18 protein-coding genes are annotated in these 24,379 nt (G+C 71.9%); 10 read left to right on the forward strand and 8 right to left on the reverse strand.

Going from position 1 to position 24,379, the window contains the following annotated elements:
* Positions 1-448: 448 nt before the first annotated feature.
* A complete protein-coding gene (locus tag QQM67_RS21470; protein WP_314175653.1) occupies positions 449-994 on the reverse strand; it encodes a MarR family winged helix-turn-helix transcriptional regulator in 546 nt (181 codons plus the stop codon).
* Between the two features lie 120 nt (positions 995-1,114).
* Here QQM67_RS21470 and QQM67_RS21475 point away from each other — a divergent pair, with 120 nt between their 5' ends.
* Positions 1,115-2,473, forward strand: coding sequence for an MFS transporter (locus tag QQM67_RS21475; RefSeq protein ID WP_399067442.1), 1,359 nt, complete (start codon positions 1,115-1,117; stop codon positions 2,471-2,473).
* A gap of 121 nt (positions 2,474-2,594) precedes the next feature.
* Here QQM67_RS21475 and QQM67_RS21480 read toward each other — a convergent pair whose 3' ends face one another.
* Both QQM67_RS21480 and QQM67_RS21485 read right to left on the reverse strand, forming a co-directional pair.
* Positions 2,595-4,499 carry an ATP-binding SpoIIE family protein phosphatase gene (locus tag QQM67_RS21480; RefSeq protein WP_314175654.1) on the reverse strand — a complete coding sequence of 635 codons (1,905 nt, stop codon included), beginning with the start codon at positions 4,497-4,499 and terminating at the stop codon, positions 2,595-2,597.
* A 216-nt stretch (positions 4,500-4,715) separates the two neighbouring features.
* Positions 4,716-6,092, reverse strand: coding sequence for an NAD(P)/FAD-dependent oxidoreductase (locus QQM67_RS21485; protein WP_314176165.1), 1,377 nt, complete (start codon positions 6,090-6,092; stop codon positions 4,716-4,718).
* Positions 6,093-6,497: 405 nt separating this feature from the next.
* Between QQM67_RS21485 and QQM67_RS21490 the strand changes: the two genes are divergently transcribed.
* Positions 6,498-7,409 carry a TetR/AcrR family transcriptional regulator gene (locus QQM67_RS21490; RefSeq protein ID WP_314175655.1) on the forward strand — a complete coding sequence of 304 codons (912 nt, stop codon included), beginning with the start codon at positions 6,498-6,500 and terminating at the stop codon, positions 7,407-7,409.
* Positions 7,410-7,527: 118 nt separating this feature from the next.
* On the opposite strand, the gene QQM67_RS21495 is transcribed toward QQM67_RS21490, so the two are convergent.
* The gene (locus QQM67_RS21495; protein WP_314175656.1) at positions 7,528-8,019 is read right to left on the reverse strand and encodes an Lrp/AsnC family transcriptional regulator; all 492 of its coding nucleotides are present in this window, start codon (positions 8,017-8,019) and stop codon (positions 7,528-7,530) included.
* A gap of 105 nt (positions 8,020-8,124) precedes the next feature.
* Here QQM67_RS21495 and QQM67_RS21500 point away from each other — a divergent pair, with 105 nt between their 5' ends.
* Positions 8,125-9,165: an EamA family transporter gene (locus QQM67_RS21500; RefSeq protein ID WP_314176167.1), complete on the forward strand. Its 1,041-nt coding sequence runs from the start codon at positions 8,125-8,127 to the stop codon at positions 9,163-9,165.
* Positions 9,166-9,272: 107 nt separating this feature from the next.
* Here QQM67_RS21500 and QQM67_RS21505 read toward each other — a convergent pair whose 3' ends face one another.
* Complete coding sequence (locus QQM67_RS21505; protein WP_399067314.1) at positions 9,273-11,924, reverse strand: asparagine synthase-related protein; 2,652 nt, start codon at positions 11,922-11,924, stop codon at positions 9,273-9,275.
* Positions 11,925-13,487: 1,563 nt separating this feature from the next.
* Between QQM67_RS21505 and QQM67_RS21510 the strand changes: the two genes are divergently transcribed.
* The 3 genes from QQM67_RS21510 to trmB all read left to right on the forward strand — a co-directional run bounded on the left by QQM67_RS21510 (position 13,488) and on the right by trmB (position 17,487).
* Entirely contained in the window at positions 13,488-14,981 is a 1,494-nt protein-coding gene (locus QQM67_RS21510) for an MFS transporter (protein ID WP_314175658.1), read from the forward strand.
* A gap of 248 nt (positions 14,982-15,229) precedes the next feature.
* A complete protein-coding gene (gene lhgO / locus QQM67_RS21515) occupies positions 15,230-16,585 on the forward strand; it encodes an L-2-hydroxyglutarate oxidase (protein ID WP_314175659.1) in 1,356 nt (451 codons plus the stop codon).
* Positions 16,586-16,698: 113 nt separating this feature from the next.
* Positions 16,699-17,487 (forward strand): tRNA (guanosine(46)-N7)-methyltransferase TrmB, encoded by a 789-nt coding sequence (trmB, locus tag QQM67_RS21520; RefSeq protein WP_314175660.1) that lies wholly within the window; start codon positions 16,699-16,701, stop codon positions 17,485-17,487.
* Between the two features lie 92 nt (positions 17,488-17,579).
* Here the strand turns inward: trmB and QQM67_RS21525 are convergent, their stop codons facing one another.
* Positions 17,580-18,473 (reverse strand): PRC and DUF2382 domain-containing protein, encoded by an 894-nt coding sequence (locus QQM67_RS21525; protein ID WP_314175661.1) that lies wholly within the window; start codon positions 18,471-18,473, stop codon positions 17,580-17,582.
* A gap of 218 nt (positions 18,474-18,691) precedes the next feature.
* Between QQM67_RS21525 and QQM67_RS21530 the strand changes: the two genes are divergently transcribed.
* The 3 genes from QQM67_RS21530 to QQM67_RS21540 all read left to right on the forward strand — a co-directional run bounded on the left by QQM67_RS21530 (position 18,692) and on the right by QQM67_RS21540 (position 21,634).
* Positions 18,692-20,584, forward strand: coding sequence for a PrsW family intramembrane metalloprotease (locus tag QQM67_RS21530; protein WP_314175662.1), 1,893 nt, complete (start codon positions 18,692-18,694; stop codon positions 20,582-20,584).
* Positions 20,585-20,837: 253 nt separating this feature from the next.
* Positions 20,838-21,302, forward strand: a complete 465-nt coding sequence (locus tag QQM67_RS21535; protein ID WP_314175663.1) for an SseB family protein — start codon at positions 20,838-20,840, stop codon at positions 21,300-21,302.
* A 35-nt stretch (positions 21,303-21,337) separates the two neighbouring features.
* Positions 21,338-21,634 carry a YrhB domain-containing protein gene (locus tag QQM67_RS21540; RefSeq protein WP_314175664.1) on the forward strand — a complete coding sequence of 99 codons (297 nt, stop codon included), beginning with the start codon at positions 21,338-21,340 and terminating at the stop codon, positions 21,632-21,634.
* Positions 21,635-21,647: 13 nt separating this feature from the next.
* On the opposite strand, the gene QQM67_RS21545 is transcribed toward QQM67_RS21540, so the two are convergent.
* Entirely contained in the window at positions 21,648-22,433 is a 786-nt protein-coding gene (locus QQM67_RS21545; protein WP_314175666.1) for a PIG-L deacetylase family protein, read from the reverse strand.
* 193 nt (positions 22,434-22,626) lie between these two features.
* Between QQM67_RS21545 and QQM67_RS21550 the strand changes: the two genes are divergently transcribed.
* Positions 22,627-23,049 carry a PPOX class F420-dependent oxidoreductase gene (locus QQM67_RS21550; RefSeq protein ID WP_314175667.1) on the forward strand — a complete coding sequence of 141 codons (423 nt, stop codon included), beginning with the start codon at positions 22,627-22,629 and terminating at the stop codon, positions 23,047-23,049.
* A gap of 18 nt (positions 23,050-23,067) precedes the next feature.
* On the opposite strand, the gene QQM67_RS21555 is transcribed toward QQM67_RS21550, so the two are convergent.
* Positions 23,068-24,081, reverse strand: a complete 1,014-nt coding sequence (locus tag QQM67_RS21555) for an aldo/keto reductase (protein WP_314175668.1) — start codon at positions 24,079-24,081, stop codon at positions 23,068-23,070.
* Between the last annotated feature and the right edge of the window lie 298 nt (positions 24,082-24,379).

The raw sequence follows: 24,379 nt of genomic DNA on the forward strand, positions 1-24,379 counted from the left end.
TATCAACATATCTGGCGTTGACTTTTGGCACACTGTTGAGTTCTCAAAGAACGAACGCTTCCATCACAACCCATATCCCAGGGCCACTCCGGGCACATCCCTCTCGGTAAACCCCGACCCTACCAGAGGCTTTTCCGGCCTGTTTCCAGACCCGGATTCACACATCCGATTCCCCGTCGGGCGGGGGCGCCTTCCGACGCGACCGCTACTTTAGAGGCAACTCCCCGACACCTCAAAATCGAGACGCCACACACCCCACACCGAACTGATTTCCGCACACGAACACACGAAAAACAGCCCCACAGGGCCAGGAAACACACCCAAAGAAACAGCCGACGAACGGCAAGACCGTCGCCACACAACCCTCGGGGCTCTGTGGCAACCCGGAGGACAATACGGTTCGGCGAGGGCGGTGTCAACTTGCTGTGAACAGGGCGGTCTACAGGCCTTATTCCAGGTCGGTGAGGCGCCCGCTCGCGTCCGGCTGGGCGTCCTCGACCCGGCGCAGGAGACGTGTGAGCAGCTCGCCCAGGAGGGATCGCTCCACCTTCGTCAGATCCTGGAGCAGCTCCTCCTCGAAGACCGAGGCCTTGCGCATGACTTGGAGCCACTTCTCGCGGCCCTCGTCCGTGATGCCGATGATGACCCGCACCCTGTTATCAGGGTCCCGCTCCCTCGTCACCAGCCCCTGGGCGAGCATGCGGTCGATGCGGTGGGTCATCGCCGCGGGGGTCAGGCCGAGTCGCTTGGCGATCGTGCCGGGCCACAGCTGGTAGGGCGTGCCCACCATCACCAGCTCCTTGAGGACCTCCCACTCCGCGTGACCGAGACCGAGGATCGCGAGCTGGCGCCCGTACGCGACGTTCATCCGGCGGTCGAGGCGGCTGAGCGCGTTGACGACCTTCTCCACCTGCGGGTCCAGGTCGCGGTATTCGCGCTGATAGATCGCGATCTGCTCGTCGAGGGTGGGCTGTCGGGCCGACACGGGAGGCATGGGCCGAGTATCCCACGTCAAGTCGTTCGACATGAAGGCTTGCGCTGTGTAGTCTTTAGCATCGAACTTTAGCTTTGAAGTCTCCTCGTGGAACGAGGACTTGACCAGAGGTAGGTGAGTGTGACCACCGCGATGGGCGCTGCGCTGCGCCGGATCCAGTTCGGGAACGCCCTGGCGGCGTTCGGCAACGGCTTCACCGCGCCGTTCCTGTTCGTCTTCGCCTCGCATGTGCGGGGCCTGGGTGACGGCACGGCTGGGGCCGTGCTGGCGGTCTTCGCCGTCGTGGCCCTGGCGGTGCTGCCGTTCACGGGCCGCGTGATCGACCGGCGTGGCCCGATGCCGGTCGCGTTCGCGGGGTCCGCCCTCGGCGCGGCCGGTGCGTTGGGGTTCGGCATATCGCAGAGCGGTCCGTCGGTGCTGGCGTCGTCGGCAGTGATGGGTGCGGGCGTTGCCGTGCTCCAGCCCGCCCTGGCGACCATGATCGTGTCGTGCTCGACGACCGTGACACGCTCTCGCGCCTTCGCGACGCAGTTCTTCCTGAACAACCTCGGCCTGGGTGTGGGTGGGTTGCTCGGAGGGCTGATGGTCGACGAGCCCCGGCCCGCGACGTTCACGCTGCTGTTCGTCATCGAGGCCGCGATGTTCGTGGTGCTCGCGATCGTGCTCTCGACCGTCCGGCTTCCGCAGGCGCGGGGTGCCGGCGCCGACGCGGCGCATGTCACCGCGGCGGGGCGCGAGGCGCCGGTCGGGGGCTGGTCAGTGCTGTTGCGGGACCGGTCGATGGTGCTGCTGTGCGTGCTGGGCTTCGTGCTGTTCTTCGCCTGCTACGGGCAGTTCGAGTCGGGGTTGTCTGCGTACGCGGTGGAGGTCACGCGAATATCCACGTCCACTCTCGGCGTCGCGCTCGCAGCCAACACCGCTGTGATCGTCCTCGCGCAGTACGTGGTGCTGCGCCTGGTCGAGCGGCGCCGGCGCAGCCGGGTCGTCGCGGTTGTCGGGCTGATATGGGCGGTCGCCTGGGTGGCCGCCGGTGCCTCCGGCCTGGTGCACGGGTCGCAGGCCGCAGCGACGGCGCTGCTCATCACGACGTACGCGCTCTTCGGTGTCGGCGAGACGATGCTCTCTCCGACCGTGGCGCCGCTCGTGGCCGACTTGGCGCCGCGGCGGCTGGTGGGCCAGTACAACTCGGCGTTCGCGCTGATGAAGCAGACGGCGCTGGCCGTTGGGCCTGCCGTGGGCGGGCTGCTGGCAGCGGTGGGTGCGTACGGGGCCTACATCGTCATGCTGGTGTGCTGCTCGCTGGGTGTCAGCTTGCTGGCGCTGTGGCTTGGGCGGCGTTTGACGGTCGCGCAGGACCGGCCGTACCGGTCCGTGGTCGTGGCGGGCAGCGGCGGTGCGCGGGCGGCGACGTCGGATGGTGCAGAGCCGGTGACGGCAGACGCCGTCTCCGAGGAGCGGGCGGCGGCCGCCGTGGTGTGACCGTTGCGGGGCTGACCTGCGCTCCGGTCGCGTCCGCCGTCCGTACTGGACGCGCAGTGGCGTCAACCGAGGGGGTGGTGCGGGTAGTTGGCGAATCGGGGGTGCGCCGTGCCGCTCGGGGTCAGGTCCTGGGCAGGGCGAACTCGCACCACACCGACTTGCCTCCGTCGGGTGTCCGTCTCGACCCCCAGGCCGTGGCGATGGTGGCGACGATGGAGATTCCTCGTCCCGCCTCGTCCGCCGCCTCTGCGCAGCGGCGTCGTGGCAGGTGATCGTCGCCGTCGGTGACCTCGACGATCAGGCGCCGGTCCGTGCGGCGAAGGCGGAGCCGCATGGGCGGGGTGCCGTGCTGGAGGGAGTTGGCGACGAGTTCGCTGGCGGCCAGTACGCCGAGGTCCTGGAGTTCCGCCGGGAAGCGCCATGAGGAGAGCACCCCGGAGGCGAACGCGCGGGCGCGCGGGGCCGCTTCGGTGCCGCCGAGCAGGTCGAGGGCGGCGTTGTGGAACAACTCGGCGTCGGGGCCGGTGCGTGCGGGGTGCTGAAGGACGAGGACGGCGACGTCGTCGTCGTGTTCGGCGGTGATGCCCAGGGAGCGCAGCAGACGGTCGCAGACGATGTCGGGGGAGCCGGTGGCGCCCGCGAAGGCCCGTTCGAGCGTGGAGACTCCGGTGTCGATGTCGGCGTCGCGCCGTTCGACGAGCCCGTCGGTGTAGAGAACGGCGGAGCCTCCCGGCGGAAGCGGCAGCGAGCTGGAGGCGTGCACCCACCCTTCGGTGCCGAGCGGCGGTCCGGTCGGCTCGGGAGCTCGCTGCACGGCGCCGTCGGCGTCGCGGACGATGATCGGCGGGTGGCCCGCGGAGGCATAGTGCAGGAGGCCCTCGTTGGGGTCGTGCACGGCGTAGACGCAGGTGGCGATCTGGCTGGGGTCGATCTCGGCGGCGAGCCCGTCGAGCAGTTGCAGCACCTCGTGAGGGGGGAGGTCGAGGCGGGCGTATGCCCGTACGGCGGTGCGGAGTTGGCCCATCACGGCCGCGGCGCGTACGCCCCTGCCCATGACGTCGCCGATGACGAGAGCCGTTCGGCCTGCGCCGAGGGTGATGACGTCGTACCAGTCGCCACCGACGGCCGCTTCCGTACCGCCCGGCTGGTATGTGGCGGCGACGCGTAGGTCGTCGGGCTGTTCCAACTCCTGCGGCAGCAGGCTGCGTTGGAGGGTGACAGCGGCCTCGCGCTGGCGGCGTTCGCTGGCGCGCAGCCGCTCGGCGGCCTCGACCTGGTCGGTGACCTCGGCGGCGAAGATCAGCACGCCGTTCTCGCCGTCGGCGGTGATGGGCGTGCACGTGAAGGTGTAGAAGGCGTCCCTGCTGTCGCGTGAGTCCGCGCTGCGGGGCACGCGTCGCGACTTCACCGTGCGGGGCTTGCCGCTGCGCAGCACCTGGTCCATGAGGGGGAGCAGGCCGAGTTCGACGAGCTCCGGCAGGGCGTCGCGGGCCGCGTCGCCCTGCCTACGGGCGCCGAAGACCGCGGTGTAGGCGTCGTTGACGTACGCGATGCGGTGGTCGGCGCCGTGCACGACGGCCGCGAGGGCCGGCACCTGGCCGAGCAGATCGTGCACGGACAGCGCGTCGATGCTGCGGGTGACGTGGGCGCTGGAGGTCTCGGCGACTCCGGCAGCTCTGACGGTTCCGGCGGAGCCGCCGGCTTCGGCACCCGTACGGTCGTCCGGGGCGGAGGGAGCGGACCGGGGCGAGCGGGCGGTGCGTACGGACGAGTCGTTCGGTTCTGCTTCCGTCACGGCCGTGCCGTCGCGGCGCTCGGCTCGGGCCGCCGGGACGGTGCCCGCGCTCCCCGCTGCCGTGCCGTCGGCTGTGCGGGCGGGATCGTCGCTGTCGCCGTCGGCAGGGGTGCCGCCGGCCTCGCCGTCGGACGTCTGGGACGCCTGCGCTGCTGCTGCCCTGGCGGCCTGTGCGGCTGAGTTGCGCCGCTGTGTGCCGGGCAGTCGGGCGCTCCAGCGCGTGAAATTCACGGTCGTCCGATTCCTCATGTAGTCCGGAGAGACGGCCCCCCGCTGAGCCGTCGTATTGGTCACTGTGTGCGGATGCGAGGCCACTCATGGTCACACGTTCCGCATGGTGCTCGGCGCAGACATTGGATCACGCGTCGGCCACCCGCCGGATCACCCGGCGCCCGCTCCGGGAGTCGGCTGCCGGGCCGATCCGGAAGGCGGGCTCCGGCGCGGTCGTCAGCCGTCCTCGGGACGGCGTACGCCTCCAGCCGCGAGTTCGAACTCGGCGCGCGGATGCTCGAGCGAGCCGAGGGAGACGATCTCGCGCTTGAAGAGCCCCGCCAAGGTCCACTCGGCGAGGACCCGAGCCTTTCTGTTGACCGTCGGGACGCGGCTGAGATGGTAGGCGCGGTGCATGAACCACGCCGGGTAGCCCTTCAGCTTGCGTCCGTAGACATGCGCGACGCCCTTGTGGAGCCCGAGCGACGCGACGGATCCCGCGTAGGCGTGACGGTACTCGGTGGCCTGCTCGCCTCGCAGCGTGGCGGCGATGTTGTCCGCGAGACGCCTGGCCTGGCGCACGGCGTGCTGGGCGTTCGGGGCGCACAGGGCCCCCTTCTCGCCCTTCTCCTCGGCGAGAAGGTCCGGGACGGCGGCGGCGTCGCCGGCGGACCAGGCGTGTTCGACTCCGTCGACGCGCAGTTGGGCCGTGCACTTGAGTCTGCCGCGGCCGTTGAGGGGCAGACCGGCCGCCGCGAGGATGGGGTGCGGTTTGACGCCCGCCGTCCACACGAGGGTGCGGGTGGGGTGGCGGGAGCCGTCGCTGAGTACGGCGACGCGGTCCTCACACGAGTCCAGGCGGGTTTCGAGGCGGACTTCGATGTTGCGCGCGCGCAGTTCGCGCAGCGCGTAGGTCCCCATCTCCTCGCCCACCTCGGGAAGTATCTTCCCCGAGGCCTCGACGAGCAGGAACTTCATCTCCTCCGCGCGCACGTTGTGGTAGTAGCGGCACGCGTAGCGGGCCATGTCCTCCAGCTCGGCCAGGGCCTCGACACCCGCGTAGCCGCCGCCGACGAAGACGAAGGTGAGGGCGGCGTCGCGGACCTCGGGGTTGCGGGTGGACGAGGCGATGTCGAGCTGTTCGAGCACGTGGTTGCGGAGCCCGATGGCCTCCTCGACGGTCTTGAAGCCGATGCCGTGTTCCGCGAGGCCGGGCACGGGCAGGGTGCGCGAAACGGAACCGGGCGCCAGTACGAGCTCGGTGTAGGGGATCTCGACCGCTCCGGTTCCGTCCTCCTCGGTGGCCAGGGTCTTGACGCGGGCCACGCGCCGGTCGTGGTCGACGGAGAGGGCCTCGCCGACGACGAGCCGACAGTCCCGCAGGACTCTGCGCAGCGGTACGACGACGTGGCGCGGTGAGATGGACCCGGCGGCCGCTTCGGGGAGGAAGGGCTGGTAGGTCATGTAGGGCTCGGGGTCGACAACCACGATCTCGGCCGCGGCGGTTCCGGGGCCGGAGCCGGCTCCAGGGCCGGAGCCGTTGGCGCCGGAGCTGTTCGCTGTTCGCCTGAGCTGGTGCTTCAGCTTCTGCTGAAGACGCAGGGCCGTGTACATGCCCACATATCCGCCGCCGATCACGAGAATCCGCGCGGTTTCGTTCGTCGCCTTCGTCACGAGTCCATGACGCACCCGCGACCGGGTGTTTGTCCACAGCCTCAAAGAATTGTGTGACCGGCGGAAAGTGCGCCTCCGCTTCTCTTCGCCGCCTCGGCTTGAGGGCGTCGTAGCAGGTCAAGGGCGGGATGGCGAGGGGTGGAAGGTGGCGGGAAGGGGCGGTGCGGGGTGTCGTTCCAGCCAGGTCTGGACGTGCGGGAGGCCGCCCTCTTCTCTCATGACCAGTGCTCAACTATGTTCGTTGGTCGTCGGGGGTTGCGGTACTTGAGGACCACGGTGCCCGCGCCACCGACCGCGACAGCGTGAGGGTCTCCGGGGGGAGACTTTGATGACCGGGGGAAATTGATGCGCATTCAGGGTATTCAGGGCTCTTCATCCGTTGCTGCCGCCATGTCGGCGGCTCCGGACGGCGGGAACCAGGGGGCGGGCGACGGCCGCGGTGGATTCGGCTCCGTCGATGACACCACCGTCGGAAAGCGGGCCGGCGTGCCCGGCGGGGCCACGGAGACCGTGGCCGCCTCGCGTCCCACTCCGCTGCGGGTGGACGCGCAGAGAAATCTGGAACACGTACTGCGCGCGGCGCGCGAGGTGTTCGGCGAGCTGGGTTACGGCGCGCCGATGGAGGACGTCGCCCGGCGGGCCCGGGTCGGCGTCGGCACCGTCTACCGCCGCTTCCCGAGCAAGGACGTACTGGTCCGGCGGATAGCCGCGGAGGAGACGGCCCGCCTGACCGAGCAGGCGCGCACGGCTCTGGGCCAGGAGCAGGAGCCGTGGCCCGCGCTCTCCCGCTTCCTGCGCACGTCGGTGGCTTCCGGCGCGGGGCGTCTGCTGCCGCCGCGGATACTGCGTGCCGACGGCTGGGGCGGCGATGCGCCGGCCGCGGACAGCGCTTCGGCGCGGGTGCCGCAGCAGCGGCAGGGCACGTACGCGCCGGAGGGCCAGGCGGGGCTGCGACTGGTCGGGGACAGCACCTCCGCCGGGCAGGTCTCCGCGCAGGGCCAGGAGGCCCGCGGCGGTGACGGTCTCGAAGGGTACGAGGACGACTCCGGCTCCGCGGAGCTGCTGAGCGTGGTCGGTCAGATGGTGCAACGCACCCGCGATGCGGGGGAGTTGCGCGACGATGTGACCGTCGGCGATGTGCTGCTGGTGATAGCGACCGCGGCCCCCTCGCTTCCGGACGCGGCACAACAGGCGGCGGCTTCGAGGCGGTTGCTCGACATCCTCCTCGAAGGGCTGCGCCCGCGCCCGCAGGTGTGACCTCGCGGGAGCAGGACGTGGAGGCGGCGCGGGCCTGGGCGGTTCGGTGCCGCCTGGCCCGGTCCTGCTGACCGTCCCTGCTGGCTGTCCCCGCTGATCGTTTGCGGTTGCCTTGCTGCTAACTGTGCTGCTGCTCGTAGCGCTGTCCGTTGCCGCCCTGGCTCGCTCGCCCGAGGCCGGGCGTCCGGGGCGGTACGGGCGTTGACTGGACGATGGAGGTCGTGGTCTGCCCGTAGAGCAGGAACCGGTCGAGGACTTCCTCGAAGGAACTCACGTCCGCGGCGTGGACCTTGATCAGGAAGCAGTCCTCGCCTGTGATGCGGTGGCACTCGCTGACCTGGGCGAGGCTCTGTGCGAGCTCGGCGATCTTGGGCAGCTGGCCGGGACCGGGCCGTACGCGCACGAAGGCGGCGACCGGGTAGCCGAGCGCCGCGGGGTCCACGTCCAGCCGGTAGCCGCGGATCACTCCGCTCTCCTGGAGCCTGCGCAGGCGGTCCCGGGCGGTGGGCACCGAGACTTCGATGCGACGGGCGAGTTCGGCGGTCGGCAGGCGGGGATCGGCGTCGAGTTCGGCCAGAACAGCCCTGTCCACGGCATCCATCTTCATCATCGCCAAATCGAGAGGTGGTTCATGGAACGGATCTGAAAGCACACGGCTCATGATCTTGCATAATCGGCATGGCTTCGGCTCTTCATGCTTGCGATCGTGTCAGACATGGTCAAGGTCTCGCGCTTCCGTACAGGTGTCGATGCAGATCGCGCGCGTTCCGGCGGATCGGGCCGGACGGGCCGGGCCGGTGCGGCGGCGGACCGGCTGCCGGCGTCCACGTACTTCGTGACCAGTGCGGTCTTCCACTACCTCGGGCCGGCGTTCGCCGTGCTGCTCTTCGCCAGCATCGACGTGCTGGGGGTCGCGTGGCTGCGCTGTGCGTCGGCGGCGGTCGTCTTCGCCGTGTGGCGACGGCCGTGGCGGGTGTGGGCGGCGTCTTCCTGGCGAGGGCGACGGCTGCTCATCGCGCTGGGGGGCGTGCTCGGGCTGATGAACAGCTCGTTCTATCTCGCCCTGGACCGGCTGCCGTTGGGGACGGTCGGTGCGATCGAGTTCCTCGGGCCGGTGCTGCTCGCGGCGTTGGGGCTGCGCTCCGTGCGCAACGTGTGTGCGCTGGTGATGGCGGTGGGAGGCGTATGGCTCCTCACGGACGTGCATCTCTCCGCCGAACCGCTGGGGCTGGCCTTCGCGTTCGGCAACTGTGCGCTGTTCGTGCTGTACGTCGTCCTGGGGCATCGGCTGGCCGCCGACGGCGGCGCCTCCGGCATCGACCGCCTGGGTGCGGCGATGCTCGTGGCGATGGCGGTGGTCGCTCCGGTCGGCATCGGTGACGCGGCGGTCGCGTTCACGTCGCCGGTGCTGCTGGCGAGCGCGTTCGGGGTGGGGGTCTGTTCGTCCGTCATCCCGTACGTCTGCGATCAGCTCGCCATGTCGCGGCTGCCCCGCGCGACGTTCGCGCTCATGCTGTCGCTGCTGCCTGCGACCGCCGTCGTCGTCGGGTTCGTCGTCCTCGCTCAGATACCCGCATGGCTTGAGGTGGCAGGGGTGGCGTTGGTCATAGCCGGGGTGGCGGTGCATCAGGAACGGGCGGCGGTGCCGCAGCCGCGGGAGGCGCAGTCCTCACGGGAGACCGAGTCCTCACGGGAGACCGAGTCCTCGCAGGAGCCCCAGTCATCGCAGGACGCCTCGTCACCGCAGGACGCCTAGTCACCGCAACGGCCTGACCATCGCGAGAGCGGTATCCGCCCAGGGGAGGCGCCGGCCCAATCGACTCGGGGGGGGGGCTCAACCCGGGTCGGAGTCTCAACTGGTCGTCAGAGAGCGGGGCGTTGCTGGGCCGCGGGGAGAACGCCCGAGGCCACGGCCCGCTGGCGTGGTGCTGCGGAACCCGTCCAGCAGGTGCCGCGTCGCGAGATGAGCCGGCGCAGCCACAGCTCCGTCGAGACGAGATCGGCGAGGCCGTCGAGCGGCAGCGGTTCGCCTTGCGAGGCGGAACGGATGGCCTTCCGTACGACTCTCGCCTCGATGAGCCCGGCGTCCGCGAGCAGAGGGGAGTCGAAGAGCTCGATGAGTTCGCCGGCGGCGGTGCGCAGGCCCGCTCGTACGGAGGCGGCCTGGTACGCGTGCGTGGGGGCGCCCCAGCCCGAGGGCAGGTCGTGGATTCCGGCGCCGGCGAGCACCGCCCGCAGCACCGACGCCCGAGCGCCCGGCTTGACGCGCAGCGCCTCGGGGAGGTCGCGGCAGGCCCGTACGACCTGGTTGTCGTAGAAGGGCGCGTGCAGCCGCTGGTTGCGGATCTCCGCGGCCTGTTCGAGCACGCGGTGGTCCGCCGCCTGGCGCGCGAGCGCGGCGCGGGCGCGGCGCTCGCCGGGACGTTCCACGGTGGGCCGGAGCCTGGCCGCGGCTTCGAGCCGTACGGACACCTCGGCCAGCGCCTCCCCCGTCAGCCACCGCGCGGCCGGTCCGGGACGGCACCAGGTGAGGGCGGCGACGGAGGCCCCGACCGCTCCCTCGCTGCCGTAGCCCGCGGCGCCGCCGAAGGCGCCGAGATCGGCAAAACCTTTCCCCGTGTCCGCGCCCGCCCCGGCGGCACCGTCGACGGAGTCGGAGCCGTCGCCGTTGCGCCCGGCCCCGCTTCGGCCGGAGGCTCCGGCTCGCAGTCGCTCGGCGGTGCGCGTGACGCCGTCCCGGTACTGGGTTCGGGCGAGTTTGCGCGCCGCCCTGTAGACCGTCCACGGAACCAGCACCGACCGCCCCGGCGGTACGTCGTCCGCGCGCGCCAACGCCGCGACGGGACGCAGCAGATGGCGTCGGCGGCGGTCCATCAGCAGATCGGCGAGGCGCGCGGGGTGGGCGTCCAGCACCTGACGGGCGCCGTATCCGACGAAGTGGTCCGAGCTGCCGACGGCCAGCCGCTGCCGGTGTCTGTCCGCGACGACCAGTGAGGGGCCCGGCTCGTCCGTGAGGGGTCCCTCCAACTCGGCGAAGGGCAGCGCCTCTTCGCCCCCCGCGACGACGACGTGGTGCAGCCGTGGATCGTCGGCGATGCTGCGGGCACGTTCGAGCTCCGCGGTGGCGGACGCGTCCGAACCGCCGCTGGTGGCAAGGTCGTTGAAGGTCACCGCGAGCAGCCGAGCGCCGCCTTCGGTGCCGTCCAGCGTGCCGTGCACGGTGCCCGGCATCCCGGGCAGCCCGGCGGCGAGCAGCGCGAGGGTGCCCGAGGCGGGTCCGCCGGACAGGTCGGCGCCGACGCCCGGAGCGGGACCGCCGCGTGCCGCTCGCCTGTCGGCCGGTCCCATGCCGGGGACGGGGCCGGGGTCGCGGCCGTATGCGCCGTGCGCGGAGCTGCCGTTGCGGGTGCGCGAGCCGTCGCCCGGGGCTCGTCCCCGGCCGCCGGAGCCGGAGCCCGGGCCGGAACCTGGACCGGCGCCAGGGCGGGCTTCGCCGTACGCGGCGCCGTACGTGTCGTGGGAGCGGGGGTGCGCCTCGTGGCCGTACCCGTCATGGAGGAACGTGCCGTGCCCGTAGGCATCGTGACCGTTCCCGTCGTACGCGCCACCCCGGCGCACGCCCCCTGCGTACCCGGCCCCTTCACGGCCGGACGAGCCGTCGCCGTACGGGCCGTCGGCGTACGAATCGTCGCGGTACGAGTCGTCCCTGAACGCCCACTCCGTGAACGGCTCTGTCCCGTAGGCCTGTTCGTCGTCCGACGGGTCGCCGTACGCCTCCCCCGCGTAGGCGGCGCCCGCATAGGCCGCACCCGCGTACGCACCGCCGCTGCCGGCGTGCGCATGGGCGCCCGGGCCTCCGCCCGGGACGGGGCCGTACCCCAGGTCGCTCTCCGAGGCGTGCCGCGGCGCCGCCAGCCGGGCCCGTACGGCCTCCACGAGCGCGTCCCGCACCCGCGCGACCGCCGTTTCGGGGTCGACGGGCGGAGGGGCGGAGACGACGAGGGAGGACGCGGGTTCATAGCTCGTGATCTCGCGGCTGCCCTCGCGCAGGATCAGCGCGTGCCCCGGCGGCACGCGCCGCACGCCCGCGTACGGAGTGCCGTCCCCGAGCGCCTCGGGTGCGTCCGGGCAGGCCAGCAGGGCGCCGATGTGACCGATGTCGAGCTGCGCCTCGGTGAGGTCGGCGAGCGGCAGGGCAGCGGTGGCGTAGGCCGTACCGCCGTCCCAGGGCGTGTGGAAGACGGGGCGTGCACCGGCGAGATCCGCCGCGATGGTGAGCCGGCGGCCGACGCAGGCGACGGCCGTGTAACTCCCGGGCCACGCCGTCAGATGCCGGTACGCGCCGCCGCGCGCCGCGGAGAGCCCCAGGCGCAGCTCTTCGTCGCTGGCGCCGCAACACCCGAAGACAGCAAGGCGGTTGGCGGCGTCGGCCTCGACGACGCGGACCTCGTCGGGACGCCAGTCGCCCACGGCCCAGAGAGGGTCGGGGTCACTCCACAGAAGCTGCGCGCCCACGGGCTCCAGAGAGCCCGGTGCGTACCGGCCACGTCCCGGAGCGGCGCTGCTCCATCCCACCAACCACCGCATCGCCGCCCGCCTCCGCTGCCTGAGTGACGCCGTCGTGGGGCGTGCCGTCCCCGATGTACGGGGAGATCCCTCTCCCTCCCGTCGGCGGGGAGTCCCACACTGCCCTGCCGCCATGTTGCCACGAGACGGGTGCACGAGAGGCGTGAAAGGGGCGCATATCTGGCCCCAACGCGCCGCTCATGAAGGCGGGTTGCACGGCACGTGCGCCGGGGCGGCCAGGCCCCGCCAGGTGCGGCCGAGGGTTTCACGAGGGCGCAGCGGAAGGCATATACCGCTGGCTTCGGCGTGCGGCACCGCACGGCTGACCGATGTTATTCGGCCAACTATGAGAGAGCGAAGGTCCGTTGACCCGGCTCCGGGACTCCGTTCGGCGGTCCGCGGATTCCTACGCCCCGTGTTCGCCGCGTTCACTCAGACGTACTGCGTTCGTGCCCGTACGGACGACGACGGCGCCCCCCGCGACGCGACGGAGGCGCGGCCGGAAGGACGCGGCAGAGGCCGCCCGGCCGGAAGGACGAACCCCCGAAGTGCACCCGGAATCCCGCCGGATCGCTGCCGCGGCGCCGCCCAAAGTACGCCGCGCAGACCTCAACGACGACCCCGCGAAGGCCCGTTGCGGCAGAGAAGAGCAATGCGAGGACGAGCAGGTGCCGAGGCACGGGCGACCGGCCGCACCGGCGCCGGACGCCGCGCCTCGCTCGGAGCCGCCGCGGGGTTCGCCGGCCCGGGAAGGCTTCTCCAACTTCCCGGGCCGGACCGTCGCCCGCGGGGAATGGGGCGGCGGTTTCCCCCAGCCCGCTGGTCCAGTTCAGCGGGCCGACCCACGCACCTCCATGGAAGCGCCCGAACGGGGCCCGGCACAGGCGCATGAGCAGGCGCACGACCACACACCCGGAGCACGGGAGGCAGTGTGCGCGGCACCGTTATCCGACGTTTTCTTCACACGGATTCGGCCGACTCCTCTGCGCCGCAAGGAGGTTGGCACGTGACGGACGCACGTACACGAGCAACGGGACGCACATGCCCGCACATCGGGACAACCACTGACGGACCGTCGCACAGACGGCCGCGCACCCCGGCGCGCGCACGGCGGCACGGCTTTCGCCTCCACCGCCGCGGACGCACCGGCGGCCGCCTCGCCGCCGTCCCGCGAACGTCCCGTGAACGCCTGGCCGTTGCCCGGAGCCCCGCACGCGGACAGTCACCGCGGCCGGCGTCCGGCGACAGGCCGTACACGGCTACGGAGCCTTCCCAGCCGCTCATCGCCGCCCTGGGCACGGACACGAATCCCGCCATCCGCTCCGGCGCCCCTTAACGGTAGGGATGCGGCGAACTACGCTAAGTCCTCAGTGCGTCCCGCGCCGTGTCTGCCGCACAGGCCCGGCGGCCCCGGGAGGCATCCCGCGACTCTCGCGCGGGTAGCAGGTGCCTTGCCGCCGGTACGCACCGGCCGGCGGGGCGGCCGTCGGTGTGTGTCAGGGGTGTGCGCGCATGTCCAGGGAGCCACGCGGGCCGAATGAGAAACTCGGCACCGTCCTCGCCCTCGCAGGAATCAGCAACGCCGGACTCGCCCGCAGGGTCAACGACTTGGGCGCGCAACGCGGCCTGACGCTCCGCTACGACAAGACGTCGGTCGCGCGCTGGGTCTCCAAGGGCATGGTCCCGCAGGGCGCCGCGCCCCACCTCATCGCGGCCGCGATCGGCAGCAAGCTGGGACGTCCCGTGCCGCTGCACGAGATCGGCCTCGCGGACGCCGACCCCGCACCCGAAGTCGGCCTCGCCTTCCCGCGCGACGTACGCGCGGCGGTGAAGGCCGCAACGGATCTCTACCGCCTGGATCTGCACGGCGGGCGGCGCGGCGGTGGCGGCATCTGGCAGTCGCTGGCCGGGTCGTTCGCGGTCAGCGCGTACGCGACTCCCGCCTCCCGCTGGCTGATAACGCCGGCCGACAGCTCCGTCGCCCGGGACCCGGAGACCGCCGCCGCATCCGGCACGGGGGCCGGCAGCGGCGCGGACGGCGGGCCCAACGGCCCCGACGGCGCGGGCGATTCGGAGCAGCCCTCGCCGCTGCGCGTCGGCCACACCGACGTCGCGAAGCTGCGCGAGGCCGCCGACGAGGCGCGACGCTGGGACTCCAAGTACGGAGGCGGCGACTGGCGTTCGTCGATGGTCCCGGAGTGCCTGCGCGTGGACGCGGCACCGTTACTTCTCGGCGCGTACACCGACGAGGTGGGCCGCTCCCTCTTCGGCGCCACCTCCGAACTCACGCGCCTCGCGGGCTGGATGGCCTTCGACACAGGTCAACAGGAGGCGGCGCAGCGCTACTACATCCAGGCACTGCGGCTGGCACGGGCCGCGGCCGACGTCCCGCTCGGCGGGTACGTACTGGCCTCCATGTCCCTCCAGGCCACCTACCGCGGCTTCGCCGACGAGGGCGTCGACCTCGCGCAGGCCGCCGTGGAGCGCAACCGCGGCCTGGCCACGGCACGCACCATGAGCTTCTTCCGCCTCGTCGAGGCCCGCGCACACGCCAAGGCCAACGACGCGCAGGCCTGCGGGGCCGCGCTCTCCGGGGCGGAGAGCTGGCTGGAGAGGGCGCGCGAAGGCGACGCCGACCCCTCCTGGCTGGACTTCTACTCGTACGACCGTCTCGCGGCCGACGCCGCCGAGTGCTACCGCGATCTGAAGGCTCCCCGCCAGGTGCGCCGCTTCACCGAGAAGGCGCTGTCGAAGCCGACGGAGGAGTTCGTACGGTCGCACGGGCTGCGCCTGGTCGTATCGGCGGTCGCCGAGCTGGAGTCGGGCAACCTGGACGCGGCGTGCGCGGCGGGAGCCCGCGCGGTCGAGGTGGCGGGCCGCATCTCGTCGGCGCGCACCACCGAGTACGTACGGGATCTGCTGCACCGTCTGGAGCCGTACGGGGACGAGCCGCGGGTGGCGGAGCTGCGGGAGCAGGCGCGGCCGCTGCTGGCGGCGCCCGCGTGAGCGGGTGCGGGTGCGGGGGCGGGTGCGGGGGCCGACGATGAGCGCGTACGACGTGGACGGTTGGTGCGAGAGGACGGACTCGATCACATCGTGACCTGCGTCGCAGCCCGCTGTCAGTGGGGCCGTTCATGATGGACGACGTGCCCGCCGACACGACCCCGATGAGCATCCCGCACGTCCAGCACCCGCCGGATCCCCGGCGGCCACCTCACCGTTCCAGCGCCTCCAGCACCACCCCGGGGAGAGCCATGCAAGAGCCGGCGCCCGCGACTCCCGGCAGCTCCGGCAGGGTTCGGCCCCACCCCGTAAACGAGAGCCCCGGATACGACTGCGACGTCGCGATCGTCGGCGGCGGCATCGTCGGCCTCTCCACGGCGTACGCGATCACGCGTGCCGCGCCGGGCACCCGCGTGATCGTCCTGGAGAAGGAGCCCGGCCCGGCCCGGCATCAGACGGGGCGGAACAGCGGCGTCATCCACAGCGGTATCTACTACCGCCCCGGTTCGCTCAAGGCACGCTTCGCGGTGCAGGGTGCGGCAGAACTGGTCGCCTTCTGCGCGGAGTACGGAATTCCGCACGAGGTCACGGGCAAGCTGATCGTCGCCACGGAGCGGGACGAGCTGCCGCGGCTGCACGCCCTGATCCAGCGCGGACGGCAACACGGCATTCCCGTACGGGAGTTGGGGCCCGCGCAGATCACCGAACGCGAGCCGCACGTGCGCGGGCTGGCGGCCATCCATGTCGGCACGACCGGCGTGTGCGACTTCGGCGCCGTCGCCGGGCAGCTCGCGCGGCTCGCGCGGGAAGGCGGCGCGGAGATCCGTTACGGCTCGCAGGTCACGGCCGTGCAGCGGCGCCGGGGCGCGGGGGTGGCCGTACGACTGGAGCCGGGAGAGGCAGCCGCAGCAGCCGCATCCGGAGCGGGTTCCGCCGCGTCTCCGTCCGGCTCCTCGGTCGTACGGGCCCGCGCCATGGTCAACTGCGCCGGGCTGCACTGCGCGAGGATCGCGCAGCTGACCGGTGACGAACCGGCCGCCCGCATCGTCCCCTTCCGCGGCGAGTACTTCGAACTGGCGCGTACCCGCGAGGATCTGGTGCGCGGCCTCGTGTATCCCGTGCCGGACCCGGCCTTCCCCTTCCTCGGCGTCCATCTCACGCGCGGCATCGACGGCGCCGTGCACATCGGCCCGAACGCCGTCCCCGCCCTGGCGCTGGAGGGGTACGACTGGCGCACGGTCCGCCCGCGCGAACTGGCCGCCGTCCTCGCCCATCCGGGCACCTGGCGCATGGCGCGCCGGCACTGGCGTTACGGGGCGGGCGAGTTGCACCGTTCCCTCTCCAAGCGCGCGTTCACCGCGGCGGTGCGGCGGCTGCTCCCGGAGGTCTCCGAGAGCGACCTCGTCCATGCGCCCTCGGGGGTGCGCGCGCAGGCGGTGCTGCGGGACGGGACGCTCGTCGACGACTTCCTGATCACCGAGGGCCCGCACACCGTGCATGTGCTCAACGCGCCCTCCCCCGCCGCCACGGCGTCGCTGCCGATCGGCCGGGAAGTGGCGGAGCGCGCGCTGAGCGCACTCAACGCGCTGAAGGCGGCGGCCCGCTGAGCGCAGCACCGCGATGCGGCGGTCGCGAGGCGCCACCACCGGCGATGTGAGGTCATCACAGGGCGCCTCACGGCCGGGCGCCGCGCCCGTAGAGTGGAAGTACTGTGCGTGAGATGTCTGAGAAACCTGTCATGTTCCCGGACGGCACCGGCCCGTCGGCGGACCCGGCCGGTTCGCATCACGAGCGGCGCATCCGCAGCTTCCAGCCCCGCCGCAGCCGCGTCACCGCGGGGCAGCGCGCCGCGCTGCGCCGGCTCTGGCCTCGCTGGGGGTTCGACATCGACGGGCTGCGCCGCATCGACCTCGGCGAGCTCTTCGCGTCCGACCCAGGGCAGCCCGAGTCGGCGGACCGCCCTGAGCAGCCGCGCGAGGAACGTCCCGTCGTCCTGGAGATCGGCTTCGGAATGGGCGAGGCGACCGCCGAGATGGCCGCCGCCGACCCGGACACCGACCTCCTCGCCGTCGACGTCCACACACCGGGCCAGGGCAACCTGCTGCGCCTCGCGGAAGAGCGCGGACTCACCAACGTCCGTGTGGGCAACGGCGATGCGATCATCCTGCTCCGCGAGATGCTCGCTCCCGAGTGCCTCTCCGGCCTCCGCGTCTACTTCCCGGACCCCTGGCCGAAGAAGCGGCACCACAAGCGGCGTCTGATCCAGCGCGAATTCCTCGATCTCGCGGCGGGTCCGCTCCGTTCGGGCGCGCTCGTCCACTGCGCGACGGACTGGGAGCCGTACGCGGAGCAGATGCTCGACGTCTTCTCCGGCCACCCCGCGTACGAGAACACGCAACTCGACGGCGGATTCGCGCCTCGGCCCGCCGTCCGGCCCCGTACCCGATTCGAGGGTCAGGGCCTGGAGAAGGGCCACAAGGTCCGCGACCTGCTCTTCCGCCGCCGCTGAGAGCGACGGCGCAGGGCCGGGGGATGCCCGGCCCTGCGCCCTTCGCGCGCTCTGAGCGCTTTCGCGCGGTTCCTTGTCCGAGCCGGCGCCGGTCAGGCGGCCCCGGAGGAGCCGTAGGAGGTCGTGTCGTCGATCCCCTCGACCTCGATGCGCTCCTTGCGGACCGTACCGCGGACGGTCTCCTGGTCGACGTGCTCCTCGGTGACCAGCCGGATCCGCTCCACCGGAACCGCCTCGGTCTCCACGACGGGACGCTCGTCGTGCAGGACGACCTCGTAGGCGTCCTCCGAGATCTCGGGCCCGCTCAAAGCGGCGCTCCTGTTGGCGTCGGTGATCGGCTCGCGCTCGATGCGCACCTCTTCGTGACGCACCGGAACGGTCTGCTCGACCTCCTCCGTGACCACGTACTTCAGCAGGCGCGCACGTCCGGTCTCATACCGTTCGGTGCCGACTCGCAGATGCTCCTCGGACCGCGTCATGGCGTCCTGTCCGGTCGCCTGGCCGGCGGCCGGGCCGGCTGTGGTGCCGGCATCCACGCGTTCGCGCCCGTACGGCATCGCACCGGTGGCGGTGGCTCCGGCGGCACCGGCACCCGCCGCCGTCCCGGTCGCGCCGGTCGTCCCGGTGTCCGTGCCCGCGGCCTCTCCTTCGGCCGGCGCCTGCGTGCCGTCCCACTCGAAGCCGTAGAAGTTGTAGAGCTCGCGCTCCTGCTGCTCGGTGAGGCGGCCCTTCGAGACATCCATGTGGGGCGCCTCCTTCACCTTCGTCCTGGCGAAGGGCACCTCGATGTTGTCACCGACGACGCGGCCCTCATGGATGGGTACGAACGTCTCCTGAGTGCCGAAGAGTCCCGTGCGGACCGTGGCCCACTCGGGCTCGCCCGTGCGCTCGTCGAGGAAGACGTGGCGGGCCTCGCCGATCTTCTTGCCGTCAGGGTCGTAGATCATGTGGTCGACCACTGCGGGGATCTGCTCCTGGGAGATCATGAAGAGCCTCCTACTCCCAATGGCGTATCGCTCCACTTCCAGGCAAACGCGCCTCGAATCGGCACGCACGCCCGTACCAGAACATTCATTGGCAAATCACGCCAAAAGAGTGAATGAGGGGTCATCTGTGATGGCCTCCCAGAGCCTGTCACCGGCGTCCGTCCGTCAATCCGGGGCACTCCGCTCCGGGCCGCCGCCTGCCTCGTTAGTGTCGAGTGGTGGACGACGAACCTTCCGGCGCGCACGACGCGTCACCGCACGCGGACCGCCCCTCCGTGGCGGGGCAGGACGCCGCGGGTACGGGCACGCCCACACCGGCACGGGACGGGCCCTCGCCGGACGCGGACGGTCCGGGTGCCGCCGTTCCGGGCGCGGACGCCCGGGAGGCGGACGACTGGCGCATCGCGGCCCCCTGGGCGGGGACGGATCCGCAGACGGACCAGCGCACGGGCCCGGCCCCGACCGGCCCCGCCGCAGCGGACCCCGCGGCGATGAGACCCGGAGCGACAGACCCGCCCGCGAGAGGTCCGGCCCCGCCTGCCGAGGCCCGAACAGGGCCGCAGCCCACGCCCCCGCCGCAACCCGGGACCCGACCGCAACCCGGAATCCGGCCCCGGCAGCAGCCCGGAACCCCGCCGCAACCGCACGGCGGACCTCCCGTACAACCCCCTCGGCACCAGCCGCAGTCGCAGCGCCAGCCGTACCCGCAGGGACACCCGCACCCGGGCCCGGACCCCCGGCTCCAGAACCAGCCCGGCCCGCAGCCCCAGGTGCACCCCGTCCCCGCCTGGGACCAGCAGCCCCAGTTCCCCGCGATGCCCGCCTCGCCCGCGGAGTGGCGCTACCGCCCGCCCGCGCCGCCCTCGTGGTGGACCCGGCACCGACGTACGCTGCGCGCCCTGGCCCTCATCACGCTGCTCGCACTCTGCGGCCTGATCATCCTCGGCCTCGTACGGGAGCAGACCGGCACGATCGGCCTGCTCGTCGGCCTCGGCCTGGCCGTGCTGCCCGTCCCGCTCCTCGTGTCCGCGTTCCGCTGGATCGACGGCGTCGAGCCCACGCCCTGGCGCAACCACATCTTCGCCTTCGCGTGGGGCGCGTTCGCCGCCACGCTCGTCGCGCTCCTCACCAACAGCCTGGCGACCAGCTGGCTCATCACGTCGTTCGGCGACGCCGAGGCGCAGCCCCGGGCGGACGTGCTGGGTTCCACCGTCATCGCCCCGATCGTCGAGGAGACCGCCAAGGGCGCCGCCGTCCTCCTGCTCTTCCTCTTCCGCCGCCGCGACTTCAACGGCGTCATATCCGGCATCGCCCTCGCGGGCATCACCGCCACCGGCTTCGCCTTCACCGAGAACGTGCTCTACCTCGGCACCGCCTTCGGCGAGGACCAAGTGCTGGGCACCGAGGCCCTGCACGAGTCGGTGACCGCCATGACCTTCTTCATCCGCATCGTCGTGGCCCCGTTCGCGCATCCGCTCTTCACCGCACTGACCGGCATCGCGTTCGGCATCGTCGCCGCGGTGCCCAGCCTGGGACGCACGCTGCGCACCCTCATCCCGATCCTCGGGCTGCTCACGGCGTCGCTGCTGCACGCGATCTGGAACGGCTCAGCGTCGCTGCCCGACTTCACATTCCTGTTCGTCTACGCCCTCTTCATGATTCCGGTCTTCGCCGCGCTGACGTGGCTGGCGATCTGGTCGCGGCGGCTGGAGCTGCGTACCGTCCGCGACACGCTTCCCGCGTACGCGGCGGCCGGCTGGTTCGAGGCACCCGAGCCATGGGGGCTGGCCTCCATGAGGGCGCGTGCGATGGCGCGTTCGCTCGCGCGCCGCACACACGGGCCGACCGGCGCCCGTACCGTCGCCGAATACCAGCACTTCGCGACGTCCCTCGCGATGCTGCGAGCCCGCGCGCACCACGGCTCGCCCGCGCCCGACTTCCACGCCCGCGAGCAGGAGCTGCTGCACCACCTCTGGCACCGGCACGGCGTCGCCGGCCCGCCGACGGCCTCGGCTGCCGTCAACCTCAACCGCTACCGGCCGCCGCGCCCGCCCGGCTGGGGCGGGCCGCCTCCCGCCGCATACGGGCCGCGGCACTCCCCGGCCCGGTGACGGCAGTGGGTTACAGGTCAATGAGTTACGGGTCGATGAGTCACCGGTCGATGCGTTACGGGTCGATGCGCTACGGGTCGACGGCGTCAACGGCCCGGCCAGCCTGCGCAGTTCGCCGGACCCGAGGTAAAGCCGCCCAAGCTCGCTCACTCCGTGTGGACCGCGTATCGACTAGCACATACTTGCGGGGACCTCGTATCGCTGCCAGCATGCCCCCAGTTGAGACGGGTGTGGCGGCAGAGGGTTGGGGGCAGTGGTGCAACTGACCGAGTTGGTCGCTGCCGAACAGCAGGTCCGTGAGCAAGCAGCCGCCGCGGTACCGGAGTTCACCGCGTTCCTCGACGACTTCCGGCACCGCGCCGTGCTCGTACCGCTCGACGACGAGGGCGGCATCTGGTCGGCCGAACTGGGCGGAATCCGCTGGATTCTGGCCTTCTCGGACGAGAAGACCCTGACGCGCTTCGTGAAGAGGGGCGCCGGGGACGCGGGCCTCCGGCAGCCCGCCACCTCCGTGGAAGAGGGCAAGCAGGTGTGGGTGTACCGCAAGGTGCTGGGCTGGCGCCTCCTCGACTCGGTGATACCCGCCGCCGGACAGCCCTGCGGCGTCGCCCTGGACGCCGGCAGCGCCCGCGCCAAGGTGCTGCCGCCCGTGGCCGGCATCGTCCCGGACAAGGCCACGCTCGACGCGTACGCGACCGGCGGGAACAGCCGCAGATAAGCACCATGCAGAACCCGGCACTTGGAAGGCGCACGATGCTCACGCACGACGAGGCCCACCGCTGGGCCCGCGAACATCTGGAACGCATCGGCTACCTCGGCGAACTCACGCTCGTCATGCAGCCGCAGCTGTCGACGGAGTACGAGCCCGCCTGGGCCGTGCGCTTCGACTCCCGGGAGCATCTGGAGACCGGGGACGTCACGAAGGCGCCGTTCACGCGCGTGCTGATCGTCCCCAAGGACGGCAGCGAACCGTACTTCCCGCCGACGCACCAGCCGGTCGCCGAGTTCATCGAGCAGATCTCCAACGAGGTGCCGCACGGCCGGCCTTGAGGCCCCGGCCGGGCTACGAGCCCGTACGCGCTCCGCGCCCCCGGCCCGCCTCGGCGAACCACTCCCGCCCGAGCAGCAGCCCGAACAGCGGCACCGGCAGCCGGACCAGCGTCCTCGCCGCGGGCGCGATCCGTCCCGCTCCCTTGGCGACTTCGCTGCGGTGCGCGGCGAGGGCGGCCTGCTTCTGGCGCGCGTACCGCCGTACGTCCATGACGTGCGTGATCTCCGCGCGGGGACGGAAGCTCCGGCTCAGCGCCTCGTCGTCGAACCGCACCGAACTGCTCAGCCACCGCGCCGTCCTCATCAGCCGGCCGAACCCCTCGCGGGGCATGGTCGCCTCCAACACCCGTGCGGTGCCCGCCAGTTCCGCGGCGCGCTTCCCGACGTGGTGGACCTTCACATGGTCCCGGTGCCCGTACCCGCCGTTGGCGTCGTAGCTGAGCAGCACATCGGCGCCCTCCTCGCGCAGCACCTCCGCCAACCTCCGCGCGGCCTCCTCGGTCTCCGCCCGTACGAACCGGGTCCGGTCGGGCGGATCGGGGTAGAGCACCGCCCCGTGCCCGCTGTCCGCGTACCCCAGATGCACGACCCGCCCGACTCCGAGCACGGCGGCACTGGTCCTCAACTCCCGCATCCGCGGCGGCTCTCCGCCCTCGGGCACCTCCCCCATGAGCCCGTCCGTGGCCACGACGACCACCACCCGATGCCCCTCGGCGGCGGCCCGCGCCAACGTACCGCCGGTGAGCAGGACTTCGTCGTCGGGGTGGGCGTGGAAGGCTACGAGGGTCGGCATTCGCATCTGCCTCTCCTGGGAGATCACGCGAGTGGGACTGTTCCGGCACTCACGATTCCGAACCGTGGTCGAGCGATACGGGGACCTCTCGATCTGACCAGCGGGACCGACGCCCGCTCGCAAAGCCCGTGAGTCCGTACACGAGGTCTTACGATCGGCTCAAGGCAGACCCAGACGACCGAGAGGCAGGCCGAGGCTCGTGGATGAAGAACTGCTCGCGTTGCTCGCCGGGCACAGGCTGGGTGTGCTGGTGACCCTGAAGCGGGACGGGCGGCCGCAGTTGTCGAACGTCAACTACACGTACGACTCGGCCCGTCGGCTCATCCGGGTCTCCGTCACGGCCGACCGCGCCAAGACGCGCAACCTGCTCCGCGATCCGCGTGCGAGCTTCCACGTGCGCAGCGACGACGGCTGGGCCTGGACCGTGGCCGAGGGCGACGCCGAGTTGACGCCCGTGGCCGCCGACCCTCAGGACGAGACCGTCGAGGAGCTGATCGAGGTCTTCCGTGCGATCCAGGGTGAGCATCCCGACTGGGACGAGTACCGGGCGGCGATGGTCGCCGACCGGCGTCTCGTCGTGCGGCTCCGCGTGCAGCACGCGTACGGGCAGCCGCAGCGCTGATCCGGGCGTGACCGCGGGCTACGCCGAGGCCTCCGTCAGCAGCTTCGCCTCCTCCGGGGTCAACTGGACGTCCGCGAGCGCCAGTTGCGGCTTCAGCTGGTCGAGGGAGCGGGCGCTCGCGATCGGGGCGGTGACCGTGGGGCGGGTCAGGAGCCAGGCGAGGGCGATCGTCGCGGGGGCGGTGCCGTGGGCCTCGGAGATCTGGTCGAGGGCGGCCAGTACGCGGGGGCCGCGCTCCGTCTCCAGGAACTTGGACGCCCGCTCGGCGCGCGGGCTGCCGTCCGTGCCGTCCGTGCCGTCCGAATGTCCGGCGCCCGGCCGGTACTTGCCCGTGAGGAAGCCCATCGCCAGCGCGAAGTACGGCATCACCGCGAGCCCGTGCCGCTCGGCGGCCTCCGCGAGCGGACCCTCGTAGGTGTCGCGCGAGACGAGGTTGTAGTGCGGCTGGAGCGCGCTGTAGGCGGCCGCGCCGGCCTCGGCGCTGAAGGCGAGCGACGCGTCGAGGCGCTCCGGTGAGATGTTGGACGCGCCGATCTCGCGCACCTTTCCGGCCCGTACGAGGTCGTCCAGCGCCGTGATGATCTCGGACACCTCGACGGACTCGTCGTCGAAGTGCGTGTAGTAGAGGTCGATGCGGTCGGTGCGCAGTCGGCGCAGCGAATCGTCGGCGGCGGCCTTGATGTTGGCGGCCGAGAGACCCTTGCGTTCGGCGCTCGCCCCCACCTTCGTGGCGATGACCACGTCGTCCCGATTGCCGCGCGCCGCCGTCCAGTTGCCGATGACGGTCTCGGACTCCATGCCGCCGGGGACGCCGTGGCGCCTGCCGGAGTAGGAGTCGGCGGTGTCCACGAAGTTGCCGCCCGCGGCGGTGTAGGCGTCGAGGACGTCGAAGGAGGCGGCCTCGCCGGCCGTCCAGCCGAAGACGTTCCCGCCCAGGCACAGCGGCGAGACGGAGAGGCGGCCGAGGGGGCGGCGCGAGGCGAGCCCGGCGCTCGCCGGGGCAGTGGCGTCAGGGGAGTTGGGCTCAGACATGCACCCGACGGTAGCGCGTCGCCGCGCCCGGCCGGAGAGATAAGACCGACGGTCCTGGTGTCGGGGGGTGGTCCACCAGGACCGCCGGAGCATGGGGGTGGGGCCGTGCCCGAAGATGACAGGCCCCCGTCCGCCGCCGCCTCGTCCCCTCCTTTGTGTACGCCGAGGGGCATGGGCGAGTCGTGCGTGGTCCAGCGCACCTCGACGGTGCGAGGCGGCGGCGGCGCGACAAGTCATCACGTCGGCCAGTCGTGCATGTGGAGATGTTGAGATACGGCGTCACGCCCGCGGGAGGGGA

This window comes from Streptomyces winkii, from assembly GCF_032248595.1.
Taxonomy (GTDB): Bacteria; Actinomycetota; Actinomycetes; order Streptomycetales; family Streptomycetaceae; genus Streptomyces; species Streptomyces winkii.

Coding starts and splice junctions, on each gene's coding strand:
- QQM67_RS21555 (WP_314175668.1), bottom strand. CDS start 24,081: ATGTCTGAGCCCAACTCCCCTGACGCCACTGCCCCGGCGAGCGCCGGG.
- lhgO (WP_314175659.1), top strand. CDS start 15,230: ATGCAAGAGCCGGCGCCCGCGACTCCCGGCAGCTCCGGCAGGGTTCGG.
- QQM67_RS21485 (WP_314176165.1), bottom strand. CDS start 6,092: ATGTACACGGCCCTGCGTCTTCAGCAGAAGCTGAAGCACCAGCTCAGG.
- QQM67_RS21525 (WP_314175661.1), bottom strand. CDS start 18,473: ATGATCTCCCAGGAGCAGATCCCCGCAGTGGTCGACCACATGATCTAC.
- QQM67_RS21500 (WP_314176167.1), top strand. CDS start 8,125: ATGGTCAAGGTCTCGCGCTTCCGTACAGGTGTCGATGCAGATCGCGCG.
- trmB (WP_314175660.1), top strand. CDS start 16,699: ATGTCTGAGAAACCTGTCATGTTCCCGGACGGCACCGGCCCGTCGGCG.
- QQM67_RS21540 (WP_314175664.1), top strand. CDS start 21,338: ATGCTCACGCACGACGAGGCCCACCGCTGGGCCCGCGAACATCTGGAA.
- QQM67_RS21490 (WP_314175655.1), top strand. CDS start 6,498: ATGCGCATTCAGGGTATTCAGGGCTCTTCATCCGTTGCTGCCGCCATG.
- QQM67_RS21545 (WP_314175666.1), bottom strand. CDS start 22,433: ATGCGAATGCCGACCCTCGTAGCCTTCCACGCCCACCCCGACGACGAA.
- QQM67_RS21495 (WP_314175656.1), bottom strand. CDS start 8,019: ATGATGAAGATGGATGCCGTGGACAGGGCTGTTCTGGCCGAACTCGAC.
- QQM67_RS21470 (WP_314175653.1), bottom strand. CDS start 994: ATGCCTCCCGTGTCGGCCCGACAGCCCACCCTCGACGAGCAGATCGCG.
- QQM67_RS21510 (WP_314175658.1), top strand. CDS start 13,488: ATGTCCAGGGAGCCACGCGGGCCGAATGAGAAACTCGGCACCGTCCTC.